Origin of the sequence: Metabacillus mangrovi, from assembly GCF_009711125.1 — a bacterium.
GTDB lineage: Bacteria > Bacillota > Bacilli > Bacillales > Bacillaceae > Metabacillus_B > Metabacillus_B mangrovi.
Window position 1 is genome coordinate 72,783 of the sequence record NZ_WMIB01000014.1, and the last position, 21,710, is coordinate 94,492.

The 21,710-nt window shown below is 48.0% G+C and carries 22 protein-coding genes and 1 riboswitch; of the genes, 13 read left to right on the forward strand and 9 right to left on the reverse strand.

Annotated features, from left to right (window positions below):
• Positions 1-161: 161 nt before the first annotated feature.
• A riboswitch (SAM riboswitch) is annotated at positions 162-290 on the forward strand.
• A gap of 203 nt (positions 291-493) precedes the next feature.
• From metK to GKZ89_RS13800, 9 genes are all read left to right on the forward strand, one after another.
• Positions 494-1,687 (forward strand): methionine adenosyltransferase, encoded by a 1,194-nt coding sequence (gene metK / locus GKZ89_RS13760; protein ID WP_155112976.1) that lies wholly within the window; start codon positions 494-496, stop codon positions 1,685-1,687.
• A gap of 112 nt (positions 1,688-1,799) precedes the next feature.
• Positions 1,800-3,686 carry a Xaa-Pro dipeptidyl-peptidase gene (locus GKZ89_RS13765; protein ID WP_430697334.1) on the forward strand — a complete coding sequence of 629 codons (1,887 nt, stop codon included), beginning with the start codon at positions 1,800-1,802 and terminating at the stop codon, positions 3,684-3,686.
• A gap of 181 nt (positions 3,687-3,867) precedes the next feature.
• Positions 3,868-5,010, forward strand: coding sequence for a peptide-methionine (R)-S-oxide reductase MsrB (gene msrB, locus GKZ89_RS13770; RefSeq protein ID WP_155112977.1), 1,143 nt, complete (start codon positions 3,868-3,870; stop codon positions 5,008-5,010).
• A gap of 63 nt (positions 5,011-5,073) precedes the next feature.
• Complete coding sequence (locus GKZ89_RS13775; RefSeq protein ID WP_155112978.1) at positions 5,074-6,306, forward strand: ABC transporter substrate-binding protein; 1,233 nt, start codon at positions 5,074-5,076, stop codon at positions 6,304-6,306.
• Positions 6,287-7,936, forward strand: a complete 1,650-nt coding sequence (locus tag GKZ89_RS21265; RefSeq protein ID WP_241680254.1) for an ABC transporter permease subunit — start codon at positions 6,287-6,289, stop codon at positions 7,934-7,936. The genes GKZ89_RS13775 and GKZ89_RS21265 overlap by 20 nt, the downstream gene beginning before the upstream one ends.
• Positions 7,937-7,941: 5 nt before the next feature.
• Positions 7,942-8,865, forward strand: a complete 924-nt coding sequence (locus tag GKZ89_RS13785; RefSeq protein WP_155112979.1) for an ABC transporter ATP-binding protein — start codon at positions 7,942-7,944, stop codon at positions 8,863-8,865.
• On the forward strand, positions 8,862-9,521 hold the full coding sequence (locus GKZ89_RS13790; RefSeq protein ID WP_162356876.1) for a VTT domain-containing protein: 660 nt from the start codon (positions 8,862-8,864) through the stop codon (positions 9,519-9,521). The genes GKZ89_RS13785 and GKZ89_RS13790 overlap by 4 nt, the downstream gene beginning before the upstream one ends.
• Positions 9,514-10,095, forward strand: a complete 582-nt coding sequence (locus tag GKZ89_RS13795; RefSeq protein WP_155112980.1) for a CDP-alcohol phosphatidyltransferase family protein — start codon at positions 9,514-9,516, stop codon at positions 10,093-10,095. Before GKZ89_RS13790 ends, GKZ89_RS13795 begins: the two co-directional genes overlap by 8 nt.
• Positions 10,096-10,110: 15 nt before the next feature.
• Positions 10,111-11,523 carry a dihydrolipoyl dehydrogenase family protein gene (locus GKZ89_RS13800; RefSeq protein WP_155112981.1) on the forward strand — a complete coding sequence of 471 codons (1,413 nt, stop codon included), beginning with the start codon at positions 10,111-10,113 and terminating at the stop codon, positions 11,521-11,523.
• Positions 11,524-11,651: 128 nt separating this feature from the next.
• Here GKZ89_RS13800 and GKZ89_RS13805 read toward each other — a convergent pair whose 3' ends face one another.
• From GKZ89_RS13805 to GKZ89_RS13815, 3 genes are all read right to left on the reverse strand, one after another.
• Complete coding sequence (locus GKZ89_RS13805; RefSeq protein ID WP_155112982.1) at positions 11,652-12,794, reverse strand: glycosyltransferase family 4 protein; 1,143 nt, start codon at positions 12,792-12,794, stop codon at positions 11,652-11,654.
• Positions 12,795-12,829: 35 nt separating this feature from the next.
• Positions 12,830-13,390, reverse strand: coding sequence for a phosphatase PAP2 family protein (locus GKZ89_RS13810; RefSeq protein WP_155112983.1), 561 nt, complete (start codon positions 13,388-13,390; stop codon positions 12,830-12,832).
• Between the two features lie 181 nt (positions 13,391-13,571).
• A complete protein-coding gene (locus GKZ89_RS13815) occupies positions 13,572-14,087 on the reverse strand; it encodes a gamma carbonic anhydrase (protein ID WP_155112984.1) in 516 nt (171 codons plus the stop codon).
• A 104-nt stretch (positions 14,088-14,191) separates the two neighbouring features.
• Here GKZ89_RS13815 and GKZ89_RS13820 point away from each other — a divergent pair, with 104 nt between their 5' ends.
• Complete coding sequence (locus tag GKZ89_RS13820) at positions 14,192-15,004, forward strand: alpha/beta hydrolase (protein WP_155112985.1); 813 nt, start codon at positions 14,192-14,194, stop codon at positions 15,002-15,004.
• A complete protein-coding gene (locus GKZ89_RS13825; protein WP_155112986.1) occupies positions 15,001-16,071 on the forward strand; it encodes a tetraprenyl-beta-curcumene synthase family protein in 1,071 nt (356 codons plus the stop codon). Before GKZ89_RS13820 ends, GKZ89_RS13825 begins: the two co-directional genes overlap by 4 nt.
• Before the next feature lie 38 nt (positions 16,072-16,109).
• On the opposite strand, the gene GKZ89_RS13830 is transcribed toward GKZ89_RS13825, so the two are convergent.
• From GKZ89_RS13830 to mnmL, 6 genes are all read right to left on the reverse strand, one after another.
• Complete coding sequence (locus GKZ89_RS13830; RefSeq protein ID WP_155112987.1) at positions 16,110-16,859, reverse strand: amino acid ABC transporter ATP-binding protein; 750 nt, start codon at positions 16,857-16,859, stop codon at positions 16,110-16,112.
• 13 nt (positions 16,860-16,872) lie between these two features.
• Positions 16,873-17,556 carry an amino acid ABC transporter permease gene (locus GKZ89_RS13835; RefSeq protein WP_155112988.1) on the reverse strand — a complete coding sequence of 228 codons (684 nt, stop codon included), beginning with the start codon at positions 17,554-17,556 and terminating at the stop codon, positions 16,873-16,875.
• Positions 17,557-17,571: 15 nt separating this feature from the next.
• Entirely contained in the window at positions 17,572-18,363 is a 792-nt protein-coding gene (locus GKZ89_RS13840; protein ID WP_155112989.1) for an amino acid ABC transporter substrate-binding protein, read from the reverse strand.
• A gap of 126 nt (positions 18,364-18,489) precedes the next feature.
• Entirely contained in the window at positions 18,490-19,398 is a 909-nt protein-coding gene (locus tag GKZ89_RS13845; RefSeq protein WP_155112990.1) for a hypothetical protein, read from the reverse strand.
• Between the two features lie 211 nt (positions 19,399-19,609).
• Positions 19,610-20,182: a tRNA 5-(aminomethyl)-2-thiouridylate-methyltransferase MnmM gene (mnmM, locus tag GKZ89_RS13850; protein ID WP_155112991.1), complete on the reverse strand. Its 573-nt coding sequence runs from the start codon at positions 20,180-20,182 to the stop codon at positions 19,610-19,612.
• On the reverse strand, positions 20,179-21,144 hold the full coding sequence (gene mnmL / locus GKZ89_RS13855) for a tRNA modification radical SAM protein MnmL/YtqA (RefSeq protein ID WP_155112992.1): 966 nt from the start codon (positions 21,142-21,144) through the stop codon (positions 20,179-20,181). Before mnmL ends, mnmM begins: the two co-directional genes overlap by 4 nt.
• A 139-nt stretch (positions 21,145-21,283) precedes the next feature.
• Between mnmL and GKZ89_RS13860 the strand changes: the two genes are divergently transcribed.
• Together GKZ89_RS13860 and GKZ89_RS13865 are read left to right on the forward strand one after the other, a co-directional pair.
• Complete coding sequence (locus GKZ89_RS13860) at positions 21,284-21,547, forward strand: YtzC family protein (protein ID WP_155112993.1); 264 nt, start codon at positions 21,284-21,286, stop codon at positions 21,545-21,547.
• A 14-nt stretch (positions 21,548-21,561) separates the two neighbouring features.
• Positions 21,562-21,702, forward strand: a complete 141-nt coding sequence (locus tag GKZ89_RS13865) for a glycogen biosynthesis protein GlgD (protein WP_155112994.1) — start codon at positions 21,562-21,564, stop codon at positions 21,700-21,702.
• Positions 21,703-21,710: the final 8 nt, after the last annotated feature.

Genomic DNA, 21,710 nt, shown 5'->3' on the forward strand with positions numbered 1-21,710 from the left:
CCCCCACCGGCCAGAAAACGAGCGCTTCCGCCACATTCTTCAGCATCAGTTCCTGGCAAGTTAATTCATTTAGTTTGTGTCCGCTGTTCTTCATAAAAACGGTGTCAGTTTTTGTTGACATTTGCGCAAGGGCTGAGGTATCATATGTCCTTGAACGGATTCTCTTATCCCGAGCTGGTGGAGGGACAGGCCCTGTGAAGCCCAGCAACCTGCAAGATTTGAAAACTTAGGTTTTCTCTCATGCAAAGGTGCTAACCTGAGGCAAGGCTGTAGTCCTTGAGCGATAAGAGTGAAAGGCTGAACAATAACTCCTTTCCTCTATAAAAGTGGAAAGGGTTTTTTTATGCAGTCGGAAATCTTCTTTTTTGAGCGGAAGATTTTTACCATTATGCGAAAGATAAGAACTGGGAACGAGTTCCGTTTCAAACAAAGAGGGGAAGTACATAACTGAACCTTGCAAATAGAACACCTGTAAATTAGAGGAGGAATTACATTGTCGATTAAACGCCATCTTTTTACATCAGAATCTGTAACAGAGGGACATCCGGATAAGATTTGTGATCAGATTTCTGATTCCATTTTGGATGCGATTCTTGCGAATGATCCGAATGCCCGTGTGGCCTGCGAGACGTCTGTGACGACTGGACTTGTTCTGGTTGCCGGAGAAATTACGACTTCTACTTATGTAGATATTCCGAAAATTGTCCGCGAGACAGTGAAGGAAATCGGGTATACGCGTGCGAAATATGGCTTTGATGCGGAAACGTGTGCTGTGTTGACTTCGATTGATGAGCAGTCTGCGGATATTGCGATGGGAGTTGACCAGGCGCTTGAGGCTCGTGAAGGCCTGATGTCAGATGCTGAAATTGATGCGATCGGTGCAGGGGACCAAGGCTTGATGTTCGGGTTTGCCTGCAATGAAACGAAGGAGCTTATGCCTCTGCCGATTTCACTTGCTCATAAGCTTTCCCGCCGCCTGACTGAGGTGCGTAAAGAGGAGATTCTTCCTTACCTTCGTCCGGATGGCAAAACTCAGGTAACGGTTGAGTATGATGAAAATGATAAGCCGGTCCGTGTGGATACGATTGTTATTTCTACTCAGCATCACCCTGAGATTTCTCTTGAGCAAATTCAGCGCAATCTGAAGGAGCACGTAATTAAGCCGGTTGTTCCTGCTGAGCTGCTTGATGAGAATACAAAATACTTCATTAACCCGACTGGCCGTTTTGTTATTGGCGGACCTCAAGGGGATGCCGGTTTGACAGGACGTAAGATCATCGTTGATACGTATGGCGGTTATGCACGCCACGGCGGCGGCGCGTTCTCCGGTAAGGATGCTACGAAGGTTGACCGCTCTGCAGCTTATGCAGCGCGTTATGTAGCAAAAAACATTGTGGCAGCCGGTCTTGCGGATAAATGTGAAGTGCAGCTGGCTTATGCAATTGGGGTAGCCCAGCCAGTATCCATTTCCATTGATACATTCGGAACAGGCAAAGCGAGCGAAGAAGCACTGGTTGAAGCGGTTCGCAAAAACTTCGATCTTCGCCCTGCAGGCATCATCAGAATGCTGAACCTTCGCCGTCCGATCTACAAGCAGACAGCTGCTTACGGACATTTCGGCCGTACAGATATCGAGCTTCCTTGGGAGCAGACAGATAAAGCGGAAGCACTTGCTTCCATCCTGTAATTCATTAGCAGGCGGAGAACTTTCTCCGCCTGTTTTTTTATCGTAAGCACATAGTCGCGATTCATCCTCCTCCACCAAAATCCAACATCTTTTGCATCTTCCGTTTAGTAAAATGGAGGCGCTTACCAATTCAGATAGGGGAGATGAGGGATTGAAAAAGGTCGTTAGTGTGCTGGGATGTTCTGTGCTGTCCGTTTCCATGCTGATGGGGGCGGCTCCGGCTGCTGATCAGAAGATCCGGTCTGCAGAAGTGAAGAATCAGCCGGGTGCGGCAGCTTTGGGTGCTAATCAGCAGGTCCAGTCGATCCAAGTGAAGGATGGGATGACACAGCCCGTTTTTAAGCTGGACGAAGCGATTACGGAGACCGTATTCGTAGAGGTGCCTCTGGATAGTGATGGGGACGGGAAAAAGGATCGGGTGCATGCAGATATCATCCGGCCAAAAGAGACAGCAGCAGGCTTAAAGGTACCGGTCATCTATGAGATGAGTCCGTACCGGGCGGGGATCCGGAATGTACCGGTATATAATGTCGACCATGAATTGAATGCAGTGAAAAAGGGAGAAGGAAAGTCAGCGCTGCAGGCACCGAACGCTGCTGATCTCCCTGGATATTATGATAATTATTTTGTTCCGAGGGGCTATGCCGTGGTCCTGGCGGAAAGCATTGGGACAGGGAAGTCAACGGGTTGTCCCACTACTGGGGATTACCGTGAGATCCTGGGCACGAAAGCGGTGATTGACTGGCTGAACGGGACAGCTTCTGCCTTTGACGAAAGCGGCAAAAAGATCACGGCCGACTGGACGACCGGAAATGTGGGGATGACAGGGGTCTCCTACAATGGGACGCTGCCGAATGCTGTGGCAGCAACCGGGGTGAAGGGGTTAAAGACGATTGTTCCGATTGCTGCGATTTCCAGCTGGTATGACTACTACCGCGGAAATGGAGCGGTTACCGCACCTGGCGGCTATCCGGGGGAAGATGCAGATAATATGGCGGATGCGATTTTGACAAGAGAGAATCCCGAGGTGTGCCGTCCTGTGATTGAAGAGCTGACGGAAGGGCAGGACCGCGCCTCCGGGGATTACAATAAATTCTGGGAAGGAAGGGACTATGCCCGCAAAGCACATAATTTCAGGGCGAGCGTGTTAATGGTTCACGGGCTGAATGACTGGAACGTCAAAACGAAGCAATTTTCACAGCTGTGGGAAAAGCTTGGTACATACCATGTTCCGAGAAAGCTATGGCTTCATCAGGGAGGCCATTCGAGTCCGTATTCGTTTAGAAGGGATGAATGGCTTCTCACATTGAATAAGTGGTTCGACTATCATCTTTATGACATTAAAAACGATGTGATGAAAGGTCCAATGGTTGATATTCAGCGCGAGGATAAAAGCTGGCATAAAGAAAAAGACTGGCCGGCTAAAAAGACTTCGGATGTGAAGATGTATCTTTCATCAGGTGAAGCAGCGGGTACCGGCAGACTTGGTTTGCAGGCAGGAAGCAAGGAAAGAAGGAACCAGTCCTTTACCGACAATGCTGCGATCCATGCGGAGAATTTAGTGAAAGAACCTTCTGAGCACAATCCGAACAGGCTCGTATTCACCACGACCGAGTTAAAGAAGCCGCTGCGGATCAGTGGAACTCCCGAGATCAGCATCAAGGCGTCAATCAATAAACCAGCAGCAAACCTCACTGCTTTGCTGGTTGATTACAGTGAGGACAGCAGCGGGAAAATTGTGACAAGAGGATGGATGGATCCTCAAAACATCCATTCACCCGGCAAGTCCAAGGCGCTGATGCCAGGCAAGTCCTATACATTTAAATGGGATATGCAGCCGGATGATTATGTGTTTGAAAAAGGGCATAAGCTCGGAGTCGTTCTCATATCAAGTGATTATGACTACACCATCAGACCGGAGGCAGGCACGGAAATTAACGTGGATTTGGCGAAGAGCCATGTCACTCTTCCTGTAAAAAATGGAGCCAAGGGATTTTAAAAAGAACCCGGAACCGCGGATAATCAGCGGCTCCGGGTTTTTTAATGATCCAATCCCGCGGTTTTTCCGTTTTCTTATTAAGAAAAGAAGGATAGCCGGAGCATGATTTCTATAAATTTTCAGCCGGCTGTTTTATAGTTAAAGAAAGACCAATTCAGAAATTTGTGAAAGGAGAATTACTATGAAATTATGGCTGCCGGTCCTTTTAACTGCGGGGGCTGCTCTTATAATCTATCTTGTTGCTCCCAACATTGGTGAATATTTTACAAAACGGTCGTACGGCACACAGCCCGTTCAGGCGGTTGAAGAGAATTCGAATCAAGCGGTTGCTACATTTGCCGGAGGCTGCTTTTGGTGTATGGAGCCGCCATTTGAGAAGCTGGATGGGGTGAGCGAAGTGATTTCCGGCTATACCGGCGGAAAAGAGGAAAATCCGTCCTATAAAGAGGTGTCTTCCGGTTCTACCGGGCATGTGGAGGCTGTCCAGGTCGTCTATGATCCTTCCAGAATTACGTATGAGGAACTCCTTCAAGTATTCTGGCGGCAGATCGATCCGACCGATGCGGGTGGCCAGTTTGTGGACAGAGGCGCACATTATGCTTCTGCAGTTTTCTATCACAATGATAAGCAAAAAGCTGCGGCAGAGAAATCGAAGGAAGAGCTGGAGAAGTCCGGCCGGTTTGAAGATGAACTGGTAACGGAGATCAGAGAAGCTTCCGCCTTTTATCAGGCAGAGGATTATCATCAGGATTATTATAAAAAGAGCGCAGTGCAGTACAAATTTTACCGCAGCAATTCAGGCCGGGATGCTTTCCTGGATGAAGCGTGGGGAAAAGAGCGGGAAGTAGAGGTAACGAAGAAAACAAAAGCTGCTTCCAAGTATGCTGATTTTAAAAAGCCTTCGGATTCTGAATTGAAGAAGACCCTCTCAGCAGAGCAGTATAAGGTTTCCCAGAAAGACGGGACGGAACGTGCGTACAGCAATGCCTATCACGATCTAAAAGACGAAGGAATCTATGTAGATCTTGTTTCCGGCGAGCCGCTGTTCAGCTCAAAAGATAAATATGATTCCGGAACCGGCTGGCCGAGCTTTACGAAGCCCCTTGTACCGGAGAATATTGTAGAGAAAGAAGACCGCACCCTTTTTATGACCCGGACGGAGGTGCGCAGTAAATATGCGGATTCCCATCTCGGACATGTATTTGATGATGGGCCGGAACCGACAGGACTTCGCTACTGCATGAATTCAGCGGCGATGAAATTTATCCCAAAGGAAGAGCTTGAGGAGCAGGGATACGCAGAGTTTATCTCCGAATTCCAGTAGGATTCGGGGTGGGACTTTTGGGGTATATGTATATGCTGTGATTATTTGTGAAGGGGATAATGTATGAAGCCTTTATTGATGCTTATCGTTTCCATTCTGCTGCTGTCCGCCTGCTCATCGCAGGCAGGGGGCGGACAGGATACGGAACAAATCCTGAAGTCAGGCTGGAGCGAGATTGAAAAAGAAGCGGATGGAAAGAAAGTAAGGCTCTTCATGTGGGGCGGAGACCCGGGGATCAATGGCTATATTGATCAATACGTGAAGCCTGCTTTAAAAGAAAAGCATCAGATCCTGCTTGAAAGAGTCCCGATGGACACTCCTGAGATTCTGCAAAAGCTTGAAACGGAAAAGCGCGCAGGTGTGAACGAGGGAACCATTGATCTCATCTGGCTGAATGGTGAAAACTTTAAAAATGCCAAACAGAATAAGCTTTTATTCGGTCCGATGGTTTCGAAACTGCCGAATTACCAGGCCTACTATGATACTGAATCTCTGGAAAACCGGTATGACTTTGGATTGGAAACAGGGGGGTACGAGGCTCCGTGGGGGAAGGTGCAGTTTGTTTTCCATTATGATTCAGCAGCCATAAAGGAACCGCCGCAGACTTTTGGGGAGCTGCTGTCCTGGGCTAAGGAAAACCCGGGGAAATTTGCGTATCCCGATCCGAAGGACTTTACGGGGAATGCCTTTATCCGCCACCTGTTCTATGAATCGGCCGGAGGGGTGCAGCCTTTACTGGATAAAGGCTATGATGAGGAATTCGCCAGCGGGAAAAGCAAGGAACTATGGACCCGTCTAAATGAGATGGAGCCATACTTATGGAAAAAAGGAAAAATCTATCCGAATGACCTGACTGAGCTGGATAAACTTTATTCGAACGGGGAAGTGTCCATGACGATGGGATACAATGAAGCGCGGGCAGAGAGTCTGATTGAAAAAGGGGTCTTTCCTGAAACCACGAAATCCTTTGTACTGGATTCAGGTTCCATAGGAAACACGCATTTTCTGGCAATCCCGGATAATAGTCCGAACAAACAGGCCGCGATGGTTTCCATCAATTTTATGCTTTCACCTGAAGCGCAAATCAAGAAGCTGTCCCCTGAATATTGGGGAGAAAGCCCGGCGCTGGATTATACGAAGCTATCTGAAAAGCAGAAGAAAGACTATGACAGGATTGAGCGGGGAGCGAGCGTCATCCCTCCTGAAGAGCTCAATGATGCCTTCCTCCCTGAGATTGATGCGCAATATGTGAACTGGCTAAAGGAGAACTGGACGAATGAAGTGGTTCAAAAATAGAGAATGGCCGGGAAGCGTTCTGCCTGCCTTTTTACTGGGAGGCACCCTGCTTACTGCCGGCATTCTTTTTTCCCTCTATGAGAGTACAATGGGTGAGACCGGCTATACTCTCCAGGCCTATACCGAGTTATGGCTGGGAAAAAGCTTTCGTTCATCCCTTGTCTACAGTCTGATCATTGCCTTTCTTTCTTCTTTATTTGCTGTGCTGATTGGTTTAGTGATCATCAGAAAAATCGCTCCCTTTTTGCAGCGTCCCGTTTACAAGCTGCTGGCTTGGGCTCCGCTGCTGTTTCCTCATTTTGTATGGGGCTACATGCTCCTGCTGCTGTTTGACCAGCCGGGGTGGATCCCGCAGCTGCTCAGCGAGGCTGGCATCATCACGGACGCCGATCAGTTTCCGCAGCTGATCCGGGATGAATGGGGAACGGGAATCATCCTTACATACATAACGAAAGAAATTCCATTTGTGCTGCTTATGCTGCTCCCGGTTTATCTTCAGCTCGACGGGAGGAGAAAGGACATTATCACGACCCTCGGCGGTTCCAGATGGGACGTATTTAAGACGGCAGAATGGCCTGCAGTCTTTCCTGTGCTGTCAGAGACGTTTCTGATCCTGTTTGCGTTCACTTTAACGGCTTATGAGGTGCCTGCCCTGCTTGGCATTACATTTCCGAAGATGGTTTCCGTTCTTTCCTTTGAATGGTTTTACAATGGCGACTGGTCACAGCGGCCGCTCGCCTATGCTGCGATGCTGAGTGTCTCAGTGCTGATCCTGCTCTTAACTGTGATTTTCTATTTACTGAGGAGAAATCGGGGCAGCGGCAGTTTCTTGGAAGGTGTTCCATATCGGAAAAAAGGATCTATGCCTATTCTGATTCTTTACCTGGGCCTCGTCTTTCTTCCAATCGCTGCTCTGGCAGCTGCAAGCGTCCTGAAGCAGGGTGGAAGCAGTCTGCTGCAGGCGGAATGGACATGGAGAGCATGGCAGGTGCTCTTTGAAGATCCTCTGCTTGTCCAGTCCATCCAGACATCTGCCGGCATCGGGATAAGTGTAGTCCTGCTTAACTTTTTCATTGGAATTCCGGCAGCAAGGCAGCTTGCATTTAAGAGTTTTAAAGGAAAAGTTCTAATTGAAACGGTGCTGCTCGCTCCAATCCTCATCCCGTCCCTGCTGATCGCAATGGGTCTGCATATTACGCTGATCCGGCTCGGCCTGGCGAATGAGTGGAGCGGGGTCATCTTAATCCAGCTTTTGCCGACACTCCCCTACACGATCAAGATGCTGAGAAGCGGATATGAGCGGATGGGGCAAAGCTTTGAACTGCAGGCTGAAACCCTAGGGGCGTCCGGATGGCATATTTTCCGAAGCATTCATGTTCCGCTCCTTCTTTCCTCTCTGAGAGCTTCTGCGTTCCTGGTTTTTGTCATTTCACTCGGCCAGTATGCTTTGACGAGTTTAATAGGGGGCGGTACTGTGCTGACCCTGGCGCTTGTGTATTTTCCTTATTTTGAACAGGCAGACACTGCCGTAATGGCTGCGTTTTCCTTTTTGTTCGCTCTTATTCCGCTTGGGGCCTGGCTTTTGTTTGAACTCTTATTCCGTCTGACCGCAGTCTATAAAGGAAGGTAATAACTATGTCTTATTTAGCATTCACCGGCTCGAAAACCTATCAATCCCGCTCTGTCCTTGATGGTGCAGAGTTCACCATGAAAAAAGGGGAGATCCTTTCACTGATCGGCCCTTCCGGAACAGGCAAATCCACACTGCTTAAATGCCTCGCAGGTCTTGAACAGCTGGATTCAGGGCGGATATCCTTGGATGGCATGGATGTGACGGATGTCAGTGCAAGAAAAAGAGGCGTGCTCCTCGTATTCCAGCAGGCTTTGCTATTCCCTCATATGACTGTATTTCAAAATGCTGAATACGGCCTGAAGCTGAAAAAAACGTCCAGAGAACTTCGCAGGCGAAAGGTGGAGGAGATGCTTGAGAAGACAGAGATGCAGCATGCTTCGAGCCGTTATCCCCATCAATTGTCCGGCGGAGAGCAGCAGCGGGCGGCACTGGCGAGATCCCTCGTCATGGAACCGAAGCTCCTTCTTCTGGATGAACCCTTTGCAAGCATCGATCCTCTTTTGAGAGATAAGCTCCGAATTTGGGTGAAAGGGTTATTGAAAGATCAGAACATCACCTCGATTTTTGTTACCCATGATATGGAGGAGGCTTCGCTCGTTGGCGATGAGCTGGCCATTCTGCATGATGGGAAAATCCTGCAGAAAGGGCCTGCCCGCGAAATCTATATGCATCCGGCAAATGAAACAGTGGCCAGGTTTTATGGGGACGGCCTGACAGTGAGCGGGGATTTTTTTGCTTCACGCAGCCTTGAACTCTCTGATCAGGGATGGGAGGGGACCGTTTTAGGGGAAACCTATAAATATGGACACGTCTTTTACCGGATAGCGGTTGAATCCCAAATCATCACATTAAGCAGCGGCAGCCCTCTCAATAAAGGCCAGACCGTCTTTATCCGCAGAAGAAACGAAGAGGAGGCTGTAAAGTGAAGAAATGGATCCGGCTGGTGATCATCGCCGCAGCGGCGGTTTTGCTCCTCTGGGTGAACCAAAGCTTCCTGAAATGGAGTCCCCAAACGATAAAGGATTGGATTCTCTCCCTTGGAGCTGCCGGCCCTATTGTATATATCCTTCTTTACACAGTAAGGCCGCTCGTTCTTTTTCCCGCCTCCCTCCTTTCGCTGGCAGGCGGCTTGGCCTTTGGTCCGGTACAGGGTCTGATTTATACAGTTACGGGAGCTTCCGGAGGAGCCATGCTTGCCTATATGCTGGCAAAAAAATTCGGCAAAAGCTTTATTCCCTCCTCAGACCGGATCGAGACGGTAAAAAAATTGATGGAGAAGAACGGCTTTACCTACGTACTCATTTTAAGACTCCTTCCGATTGTTAATTTTGATTTGATCAGCTACACAGCCGGCATCGCATCCATCCGCTGGTATTCATTCCTGGCTGCGACAATTCTCGGAATCATCCCGGGTACGTTTGCTTATAATTTTCTTGGTTCAAGCATTACAGAAGATAAAACAGTGTTAATTATCGCAGTAATGGTTTTTGCAGTTATTGCCATTATCCCGGTCCTCTTTAAAGAAAAATTGAAGCAAAGACTGTTTCAAGAGGGGAAAAATGAGGTGAAGAAAGATGCTTGATACACATGGACGGAAATATGTACAGCCTGTTATTGAAAGCACGGCAGCAGTCCTGCTGAAGTGGAAGCTGTCCGCCAATCAGGTGACCGCGATCGCATTTGTAATCGGGGTATCATCCGGATTGCTCATCTTTTTAAATCAGCCTGTCCTTGCCGTCATTGTTCTCTGGCTTTCCGGTTTCCTGGATGCAGTCGATGGCACAATGGCCAGAAAAACAAAGCCGTCACCATGGGGCACAGTAATGGACATTACCTTCGACCGCGTAGTTGAAATCAGCGTCATTCTCGGCCTTGCCTTTGCCTTCCCGGAAGCACAATGGGTTCTTCTCCTGCTCAGCTGTTCCATCATTGTTTCGATGACCATCTTTTTAACAGTGGGTGCCCTGAGTGAAAAGCAGGGAGTTAAATCCTTTTATTATCAGGCAGGAGTTGCTGAGCGTACAGAAGGATTTATCCTCTTTTCTCTCATGATCCTGTTCAGCGGGCAGTTGATCTGGCTGACGCTGCTCTTCTTTGCAGTAGAACTGTTTACAGCTTTTCAGAGATTATTCGAAGCAAAACGCATTCTCAAATAAGGGGGAGAAAGAGAAATGAAATATGATTTGATTGTCATAGGTGGAGGATCGGGCGGCTTAACAGCTGCAGCCGGTGCTGCTTCCTTTGGGGCGAAGGTAGCGCTGATTGACCGGAAAGAGACATTTGGAGGGGACTGCCTTCATTATGGATGTGTGCCGTCAAAGGCGCTGATTCACCAGGCAAACCGCTATTATACGGCAAATCAGGAAGCTTCAAGGCAGGGCGTGGCCTTGACTGTCCCATTTGAAAGAATAAAAGAAGCGGTTCAAACCGCTATTGAAACGATTCAGCACCATGACTCGGACGAGAGATTCCAAACGCTCGGCGTCGATGTATTCCACGGAGCGGCTGAATTTACAGGCCGGCGGAAGGTGAAAGTGAACGGTCAGGTATTAAAGGGGAAACGGATTGTGATCGCTACAGGGTCCCGTGCTCTTCAGCCGGATATCGAAGGGTTGAAGGAAGCCGGTTTCCAGACAAACGAAACCATTTTTACGATGCCAAGATTTCCGAAACGCCTTGCCGTGATAGGAGGGGGGCCGATCGGTGTGGAGATGGGACAGGCTTTTGCCAGAATGGGCTCCAGCGTAACCATCATTGACCGGTCGGAAAAAATTCTCTCCAGAGAAGACGATGAAATCAGAGATTTCATGACGGACACTCTGTCAAAGGAACTCGAGATCCGTTCAAACACGGAAGTCTCAAAAGTAGTCCTGAATAACGGGAAAAAAATCCTGTATGTAAAGCGGAACGGAAAAGAGGAAGAACTTGAAGCAGATGAAATTCTTCTGGCGATGGGAAGGGTGCCGAATACAGAAGGCCTGAATACGGATAAAGCCGGTGTGGAGCTTGATGAAAAGGGCCATATCCTTGTAAATGGCTATTTGCAGACAAGCCAGAAGCACATTTTTGCGATCGGAGACGTAACGGGGAAATTCCTCTTTACCCATTCTGCCGGCCAGGAAGGAAAGACGGTTGTGCAAAATGCCATCTTTGGCGTGAAAAGTGCGATTTCTTACGAGAACATGCCTTGGAATGTGTACACAAAGCCCGAAGTATTTCATCTTGGCATGACAGAGGAAGAAGCAAGGGAGAAACATGAGACCGTGACCGTTTACAGGAAAAAGCTCGATGAGGTAGATCGGTTCATTACAGAAGAGGAAACAGGCGTAATCAAACTGATCATGGATAAGAAAGGGAAGATTCTTGGTGCTCATGCTGCCGGAGAGGGAGCAGGGGACTGGATGCAGACGGTCGTTTACGCCAAAACAAACGGCCAGAAGCTGCGCAGTCTTTCCGGGATGGTCTACCCTTATCCAAACAAAGCCGCAGCGATTCAGGCGGCAGCCGATCTGTACTGGCGGGAAAAGCTGTTTGACAGCGGGTTAAAGAAAGTGGCCTCTAACTATATAAAATGGTTCCGGTAATCAATCCGGTCTGCCTGCATCTGAACAGAACGTGGCCTGTACCGTTTATACATGCAGTGGAGGGGAACCGGTAAAAGCAAAACCCCTGAATTCGATCAGGGGTTTGTTTTGGCTCGATTCCTTCACCTTTAAGCATAGCGGACTTCTTCAGCGGGAATAAGAACTTCTTTATAATCCTGTACGAGGCCGCTGAAGATCTGGTCCCACGTCTGTGTGAGGGCGTAAGCACGTGCCTGTCTGGACATGTGCTCCCGGAGGCTGTGGTTTTCAAGAAGCGAGTCAATGGCGGCAACAAACGCGTCAGGATTCCGCGGCTCGCACAGCAAGCCGTTTTTTCCTTCTGCTACAATATTCTTAACACCGCCGGAGTTGGCACCAACAACCGGAGTTCCGCACGCCAGCGCTTCGAGCACGACGTTGCCGAACGTTTCAGTTGGAGAAGGAAAGACAAACAGATCAGAGGAAGCATAAATTTTTGCCAAGTCCCTCCCGCTGAGGTAACCGGCAAAGGTCATGTTATCCGGAGCCTGCTTCATCATGTCTGCCTTTGAAGGACCGTCGCCGACAATCAGAAAATGGACTTTCTCCTTCAGGCGGGCAGGAAGGGATTCTGCGGTTTTAATAAGCGTTTCGATATCTTTTTCAGGGGCAAGCCTGCCGGCATAAGAAAGAATAAACGGTTCTTTAATGTTATAGGTTTTGTGGGCGTCAAAGCCTTCGAGGTTGGGTGTGAACATGGAGCAGTCTACACCTCTTCCCCAGATTTTCAGGTTCTGGAATCCTTGCTTATCGAGCTGCTCAAGAGTGGAGGGGGAAGGAACGAACAGTTTCTTGAACGGTTTGTGAAACCAGTGCATGTACTTCCATAGCAGCTTGGAAAAAAACTGCAGATCGTAATAGTCAAGATACTGGTCAAAATCAGTGTGATAAGAACCGACGATCGGAATGTTCAGCTTTTTTGCGTAATGCATCCCGCACAGGCCGATGTTGAAAGGGGTGGCAATGTGTACGAGATCGGGCTTGAACTTTTGCAGTTCCCCTTTAACCTGAATCATGTTCGGCCAGGCGACCCGGCATTCAGGATATAAAAAGAAAGGGAAGCTTGCAAACCGGTGAATGTGGCTGGAAAACAAGCTTTCTTTTGTACTTTCCGGTGCAAATACACGATATTCATGGCCATTTGCTTCAAGGTAGTCTGTGAACCGTTTCAATGTACGGGCAACTCCGTTTACATCCGGAGCATACGTATCAGTAAACAATGCGATTTTCATCGAACCCCTCCAGACATGAAAGTCGAACCGGATAATCAGGAAACAGATAACAGATTCGGAACCAGACGGCTTATGATAGAAAAGATTAGGATGCTTGTCGATGTTCCGAGAAGGCAGCCCGCCAGCACGTCAGAAGGATAATGAAGCCCAAGATAAATCCGTGAAAGGCCGACACTCACTCCAAGCGGAATCAGCAGCACTGCAAGGCCCGGCATGAAAAGAAGAAATGGAATGATAACAGAAAAAATGGCAGTTGTATGGCCGGATGGAAACGAGTGATCCTCCAAAGGGTTGGCGGGACATTTTGTTTCAAGCAAAGCGAGATAAGGACGCTTCCTTGGGTACATTTTTTTTACAAACGCCACAGGGATGTGGCTGATGGCAAGGGAAACGGCACTCGCTGCGGCAACCCACCGGACCGGCCCCTGAGTGAAAACGATCAGTGCAAGGCACATCATGATGGTCAGGGTCGCTCCGCCTGCATGCGTGATGTTCCGGAAGTACAGATTGAGAAACCTTCTGTCAAAATGTCTGTTCAAGCTTCGGAAAAGACGGCACTCAAAATCATACATGTTGGCAATCAGTTTGGTTTTCATTTAGATGAATGCTCCTTTGCAAAACCCTTTTATACTATTCTAATTTAGAAATATTTAGTTAATAATAAGAAATTGTAAAGATATTCAATCTTTTTTTTTCAATTCCTTTAAGAGAACCTTGTCCGCACCGTATGCATCATTCTTTTGCCATCCAGCATTCCCGTGATAAAATGAATGTACTTTATTTCTGCGCTGCCTTTTTATAAATCTGTGCCTTTTCTGCATATTCTCTGCGGATTCTATCCATGTCTTCCAGATCCTCTTTTGTAAGGGGGCGGATCACTTTCGCCGGCCTTCCGAATGCAAGCATCCCGGCAGGAATCGTTTTGCCAGGGGGAACAAGGCTGCCTGCACCGATAAAGGCTCCCTCCCCGATCTCTGCGCCATCTAATACAAGCGAGCCCATCCCGATCAGGGCATTTTTACGGATGATGGAACTGTGGAGGATGACTTGATGGCCGACCGTTACCCCATCTTCAATAATAAGCGGGTTACCAGGGCTTTGATGAAGACAGCACTGATCCTGAATGTTAACCCTGCTGCCGATAATGGTGGGAGCCACATCGCCTCTGATGACGGTGTTGAACCAGATACTGGATTCATCTCCGATGACTACATCTCCGGAGATGGTCGTATAATCCGCAATAAAGGCAGATTCAGAAATTTCAGGAATAAACTCTTTGTAAGGATAAATCATCGTATTTAAACATCCTTTCAGTAAAATAGGGAATTCTAACTCCATTATAAACAAATGCAGGATGCTTGAAAGAACAGATTCCAGAAAGTACCGGAGGGATTTTCATGTGGAAATGGGAAGCGGAACGGCCTAAAGGGGTAATCGTGATGATTCACGGTGCAGCAGAGCATCACCGCCGCTATAAATGGCTGATTGAAATGTGGAGATGCGCCGGATATCATGTCATTATGGGCGACCTTCCCGGACAGGGGACTTCTACGAGAAGAAGAGGACATATTAAATCATTTGAAGAATACATAACTGAACTAAGCACCTGGCTCACAGAAGCAGAAAAATATGATCTCCCGTTGTTCCTGCTTGGCCACAGCATGGGCGGACTGATCGCCATCCGGGCTCTCCAGGAGAAAGAACATGATCTGGCGGGAGTCATTCTATCCTCACCCTGCCTTGGTTTAGTGCACAGGCCAAACCGGGCATTAGATATTGTGTCAAGGGGTCTCAATGTCGTGTCGCCAGCCCTGATGCTGAAATCGGGCCTCTCCATTGAAATGGCGACAAGGAATAAGTCTGTCATTGAAATAGATGAAAATGATTCCCTTTATGTGACGAAAGTATCCATCCGCTGGTACAGGGAACTCGTGCATGCCGTTGACCAGGCAAATGACAAGCAGCACGTGTTCCCGGATGTACCGCTTCTTGTCATGCAGGGAGGCGATGATAAAATTGTGGATAAGAATGCTGTGAAGTCCTGGTTTAACCGTCTTGATTCCACCGAAAAGACCTATAAGGAATGGGCGGGGTTTTACCATGAAATTTTCAATGAACCGGAGCGTGATCAAGTGTTTAAGCTCGCACTCAACTTTGCCGATTACCATCTTCCGGAATTGCCGCAGGAAAATTGGAGTGAATCGACATGAATATACCCACATCTCCTTTTTCATTAATGAAAAAGGTATACAAGCAGGTATTCCCCATTGTCCATGAACATTTAGCAGAGTGGAAAAAGAAAGCAGAAGCCATCCCGAATGAAGAACTGAGATCCCAGGCGCTCGCAAGCATCGAAAGCAAAGCGTTTCACTGTGAGGGAGGAAGCATCCTCGCAATTCTTGCAGGTCCAAAAATGAAGGAATGCATTGAATTCATCGTAGCCTATCAGACCATCAGCGACTATCTGGACAATCTGTGCGACCGGAGCACATCACTGGACCCGGCAGATTTCAGGATGCTGCATCAGTCCATGCCTGATGCACTTACATGCGGAGCAGAGCTGAAGAACTATTATGCTTTCAGAGAAGACCAGGATGATGAAGGATACCTTCATGATCTGGTGCAGACATGCCAGAGGCTTCTCTTTCAAATTAAAGAGTATCCGGACATCAAAGAATCGATGCTTGAACTGTCCGGCTACTACTGCGATCTGCAGGTACATAAGCACGTTAAAAAGGACGAACGCGTTCCAAGGCTTGAAACATGGTTTGAGCGTCACCGCAGCACGCTGCCTGAAATGGAGTGGTACGAATTTTCCGCCTGCAGCGGATCGACTCTCGGAATCTTCTGTCTTGCTGCCTACGGCTTCCAAAGTTCTTTTGACAAAAAGCTCGCGCAGCAAATCCGTGACAGCTACTTCCCGTATGTTCAAGGGCTTCATATTCTCCTTGATTACTTGATCGACCAGGAGGAGGACCAGGCCGGCGGAGATTTGAACTTTTGCAGCTATTATCCGACAGAGGAAAGCATGATGCAGAGGCTGAAGCATTTTATCGAAAAAGCAGACAGCAGCCTGAAGGGCATTCCGCATGAAGGCTTTCACAGACTTATCAACCGCGGCCTGCTCGGAGTCTATCTTTCAGATCAAAAGGTGACATCCAGAAAAGAACTGAACCGCCTCGCCCGTGCTCTTCTGAAAAGAGGAGGAGGGACGTCCCTGTTCTTCTATTTGAACGGCCGGGCATATCGGACGTACCAGAGGCTGACTGCCCAATAAATAAAAAAAAGACCGGAAGCGTCTGCTTCCGGTCTTTTTCACCTGTTAGCCTGTACTTTATTTAAGAATTGAAGGGTGCGGGCGTTTTTCGTCCGGTCGAACACCTCTTCAGGAGTTCCTGCTTCAATCACCGCTCCCTCGTCCATGAAGATGACAAGATCGGCTGCATCCCGGGCAAATTGCATTTCATGCGTGACAATGACCATCGTCATTCCTTCGTTTGCCAGGTTTTTCATCACCTTCAGCACTTCTCCCACAAGCTCGGGATCGAGTGCAGAAGTGGGCTCATCAAATAGCAGTACATCAGGGTCCATCGCCATCGCTCTTGCAATGCCCACCCGCTGCTGCTGTCCTCCCGACAACTGATGCGGATACATATCCGCTTTATCAGCGAGTCCGACTTTTTCAAGCTGGGCAGCTGCGTATTTTCTGGCTTCCGCTTTGGCAATGCCTTTTACAGTAAGCTGTCCTTCCATTACATTCTGAATCGCCGTCAAATGGGGAAACAGGTTGTAATTTTGGAAAACCATGCCGGTCTGCTGCCTGAAACCGGCAACAGCACTGGTCTTCAGCTGCTTATCCGCTGAAAATTCAATTGTTTCACTCCCAAGGGTAATGGTTCCTGTGTCCGGCACTTCAAGGAGGTTCAGACATCTCAGCAGTGTCGTTTTACCCGAGCCTGAAGGACCGATGATGACCGCTGTCTTACCGCGTTCAATGGTCAAATCGATTCCCTTTAATACGTGAAGTGTGCCGAACGATTTATGGATTTGTTCCAGTTTTATCATAGTGAGCGCCTCCTTACTTCGCAATTCCGCGTTCATAGCGGCGCTCCAGTTTGGATTGCAGCCATGTCAGCACGGTACTGAAAAGAAGATAAATAACCGCTACTTCGATGTAAAGCCATAACGGCTCATAGTACACAGAAGCAATCTGCTGTCCTTTTTGAAACATTTCCGTCACTGTGATCGTGGCGGCGAGCGACGTATCCTTCACAAGACTGATAAAGGAGTTGCCAAGCGGCGGCAGTGAAACGCGGACAGCCTGCGGAAGGATGATCCTCCTGATCGCCTGGGACCGCGTCATATTAATCGAATAAGCGGCTTCCCACTGACCTTTCGGGATGGATAGAATCGCGGCCCTGATGATCTCAGAGCTGTAAGCCCCTTTGTTCAGCGTAAAACCGATGACCGCCGCCGTAAACGGATCAAGGGTCAAACCGACGCTTGGCAAACCGTAAAACAGGATAAACAGCTGTACCAAAAGAGGAGTTCCCCTGAAAATCCAGACATAGATGCCCGAAATCCAGACAAGGGGTTTAATGTTCGAAATCCTCGCGAGTGCAACGAAAAATGCAAGGACCAATCCCAAAACAAACGAAATTAGGGTCAAAGGGATCGTAAAAGCAATCCCTGCTTTTAAAAGCGGAAAAAAGGATTCTGTCAGAATCCCTATAATCCGCTGAGCACGTTCATCAGCAAACATATTCACTCAATTCCTTTACTTGGATACATCCGTACCGAACCATTTCTCAGAAATCTTCAGGTACGTCCCATCCTTTTTCATATCAGCAAGAGCCTTGTCAACTTCCGTTTTCAGCTTCCCGCTGTCTTTACGGAACAGAAAAGCATTTTCTGTTGCATCTTTTTCTTCATACACACTCTTAATCGGCAGCTCCGGACGCTGCTTTTTCAAATCAAGGAAAGAAAGACTGTCATTGATGGTAGCGTCCACTCTTCCCGCAGCAATCAGATCAATGGATTGATTAAAACCTTCAACCACTGTGTTTGAAGCTCCGTTTTCTTCTGCAATCTTCCGGTAGTTGCTATCAAGAGATTGCCCGACTTTCTTGCCTTTCAAATCAGCCAGTGACTGGATCTCATTATTGTCTTCTCTAACAATCAGCACAGCTTTAGAAACAATATAAGGCTCTGACATATCATATTTCTCAAGCCGCTCCGGACGGATCGCTACCTGGTTCGCAACCATGTCATAGCGTTTCGCATCCAGACCCGCAATCATTCCATCCCACTTCGTCTCAACAAACTTCGTCTTAATATCAAGGCGCTTAAAAACTTCCTCCGCAACCTCCACATCAAAACCAGTCAGCTTGCCGGACTTATCATGGAAAGTAAAGGGAGCATAAGTGCCTTCCGTTCCAATCGTTACGACACCCTTCTCCTTGATCTGATCATACAGATCACCGCCGGAGCTTTCTTCCTTTTTCGCCCCGCAAGCAGCCATAGCAAGAAGCGCTGCTGCAACCAATAAAATTGAAAAGAATCTTTTCATTCTCTGTAATCCCCCAGTTAGTTGATAGGTTTAATTTGTATAAAAAATACTTTATAAGAGTACGGCAGAATTTGTCGAAAGTCAACGAAGAAATCTCGAACATAGTATTTTATTTTAGAGGGGGCTTTATTCAGAAAATATTGCTTTGCATGAATCGGAAGCAGGCCGCGTGACGGCCAGGTTATATGGGGGGACGGGTGAATAACCGGCGATGGGCAAATAAGTGGGGAGTAGGGGCAGATTGGGGTTTGTGACGGACAAATTATAGGGTGGAACGGACAAATTAGATGGTACAACGGCTAAATAGATGGGGACGGACAAATAAGTGGGGGTTACGGACAGATTAGGGTTTGTGACGGACAGATTATGGGGTGGAACGGACAAATTAGATGGCACAACGGCTAAATAGATGGGGACGGACAAATAAGTGGGGAGTACGGACAAATTAAGGGGTGCAATGGCTAAATTACCTGGCACAACGGCCAAATAGATGGGGACGGACAAAAAAGTCGGGGTTACGGACAGATTAGGGTGTGTAACGGACAAATTAAGGGGTGCAACGGACAAATTAGCTGCCACAACGGACAAATAGATGGGGACGGACAAAAAAGTCGGGGTTACGGACAGATTAGGGTGTGTGACGGACAGATTAAGGGGTGGAACGGACAAATTAGATGGCACAACGGCTAAATAAATGGGGTCGGACAAATAAGTGAGGAGTACGGACAAATTAAGGGGTGCAACGGACAAATTAGCTGCCACAACGGCTAAATAGATGGGGTCGGACAAATAAGTGAGGAGTACGGACAGATTAGCGTGTGTGACGGACAGATTAAGGGGTGCAACGGACAAATTAGCTGCCACAACGGCCAAATAGATGGGGACGGACAAATAAGTGAGGAGTACGGACAGATTAGCGTGTGTGACGGACAAATTATGGGGTGGAACGGACAAATAAATGGGATCGGACAAATAAACGAGGAGAACGGCCAAATTAACGCATGTGATGGACAAATAAAGAGGTTCAACGGCCAAATTAGCTGGCACAACGGCCAAATACATGGGGTCGGACAAATAAGTGGGGAGTACGGCCAATTTAGGTGTGTAACGGACAAATAAAGAGGTTGATCGGCCAAAAAAATCGCGTCAGCCAAATAAGTAAGGAAGGGACCATGCTAAAAAGCAAAGACCCCAAAATGCTAAAGCATTCTAGGGCCGTGGCCATCATTTAACTTTCTTTCCCCGCTCATCTTTTCTCAATAGCACATATAAACGGGGGATCATTTTTTTGATTGATGAATTCGTACCGGATGACGTGCGCTTCTTCCTGAGGTATAGCTTCCGCGAATGCCATTACGGCGTCTTTTTCTAGCTTGCCTTCCGGGTGGCCGTGGTAAATGACGAGTACAATGATTCCTTCAGGCTTCAGCATCCTGAAGATTTGGCGGATTCCTGCGATGGTTCCTTCCGCTTTTGTGACGACGTCTTTATCGCCTCCCGGCAGGTAGCCGAGGTTAAATACCGCGCCTGCAATCCGGCCATGGACCTCTTCTGGAATCAATGCTTCTGCGTTTTCGTGGCTGCTTTGGAAAAGTGTGACACGGTCGCTGAATTTTTTTTCCCCAAGCCGGCTTGCCGTGGACTGAATGGCTGCTTCTTGAATGTCAAAAGCATATACGCGGCCCTCTTCACCTGTAAGTGCAGCGAGATATGCGGTGTCATGGCCGTTTCCTGCAGTCGCATCAATCGCTATGTCGCCAGGACCGATTGCTGAGGAAAGAAGCTCTCGGCAGAAGGGCAGGATTCTGGTTAATTTCATCGGTGAGCTGCTCCTTCCGCATTGAAAAACTTCCCCTGATAGCTGCCGCGCTTTTCAAGCTCTGCATCAATGGCATTTAAAACCGCCCACTTATTGACGCTCCACATCGGTCCGACCATCAAATCAATGGGTCCGTCCCCTGTAATCCGATGGACTATCATTTCCGGGGGAATGATTTCAAGCTGATCGCATACAAGCTGAATATATTCTTCAAAGGACAGGAATTCCAAAAGCCCTTTTTCATACTGCTTGACCATTGGGGTACCCTTTAGAAGATGAAGAAGGTGTATTTTAATTCCCTGTACATCAAGTTTGGCGACCTCGCGCGCCGTTTCCATCATCATGTCCCGGTCTTCAAGCGGAAGGCCGTCGATGATATGGGTGCATACGCGGATCCCATGTTTCCGCAGCTTTTGAACGCCTTCTTTATAGAGTTCATAATCGTGAGCCCGGTTAATGAGCAGGGCTGTCCGTTCATGTACAGTCTGCAAGCCAAGCTCCACCCAAAGGTACGTGCGTTTATTTAAATCAGCCAAATACTCAACTACATCATCCGGCAGGCAGTCAGGACGGGTCCCGATGGAAAGCCCCACTACATTCTCAAACCCGAGTACGGTTTCAAATTTTTCCCTCAGCACTTCGACGGGTGCATGTGTATTGGTGAAGGCCTGAAAATAGGCAAGGTATTTTCCTTCCTTCCATTTATGGTGCATTTTATCCTTGATCTCATGAAATTGAACGGTTAAATCATCGGCCCGGTTTCCCGCAAAATCCCCGGATCCGGCCGCACTGCAAAACGTACAGCCGCCGTAAGCAACGGTGCCGTCTCTGTTCGGGCAATCAAAGCCTCCGTCCAGCGCAACCTTAAACACTTTATGTCCAAAATGGTTTTTTAAATGATAATTCCATGAATGATACCGCTTTGTATCGCTCGCATATGGAAAGGGGTTGGACTGTTTCAAATCCGAAAAGCCTCCTGATTCTTTATGTTATCAAGCCATTTTATCACGGTCCATTTTGGAATGCCAAATATTCTCGGATTGATTGATCCGTTAAATGCAAACCATAAAAAAGCGAAAATCTGTGAAGGAGATGTTTTAAATGGCAACGAGAGAATCCGTTGAAGAGTATATGCAAACCTGCACCGACACCTACAATTATGCAAAAGAACAATTTGAGAGCGGAGCCAAGCAGGAACACTACCACGATGAGGAATACACAAAAGCCCAGTCCATGCTTGAGGACGCGGTCAACGACCTGAACAAGCTCACCCTCAGCTGCAACGACCAGCAAAAAGAGCAGCTGTACCGGATGCGCCTGCAGCTGCAGCAGCTGCAAAACGAAATGATCCTGCAAAGACACTAAGGAGGAGACCAAAGATGGCAACAAAATCTGATCAAAACAATCCTGAACAAAAGACACATAATGCCGGCCACCCGGAGTTTGCAAATGAAATGGATCCTGTCGCACAGGTGAAAAAGAAAAATGCCAAGCGCAGCCAGCCGGACAAGTCGAAATAAATAGGAAA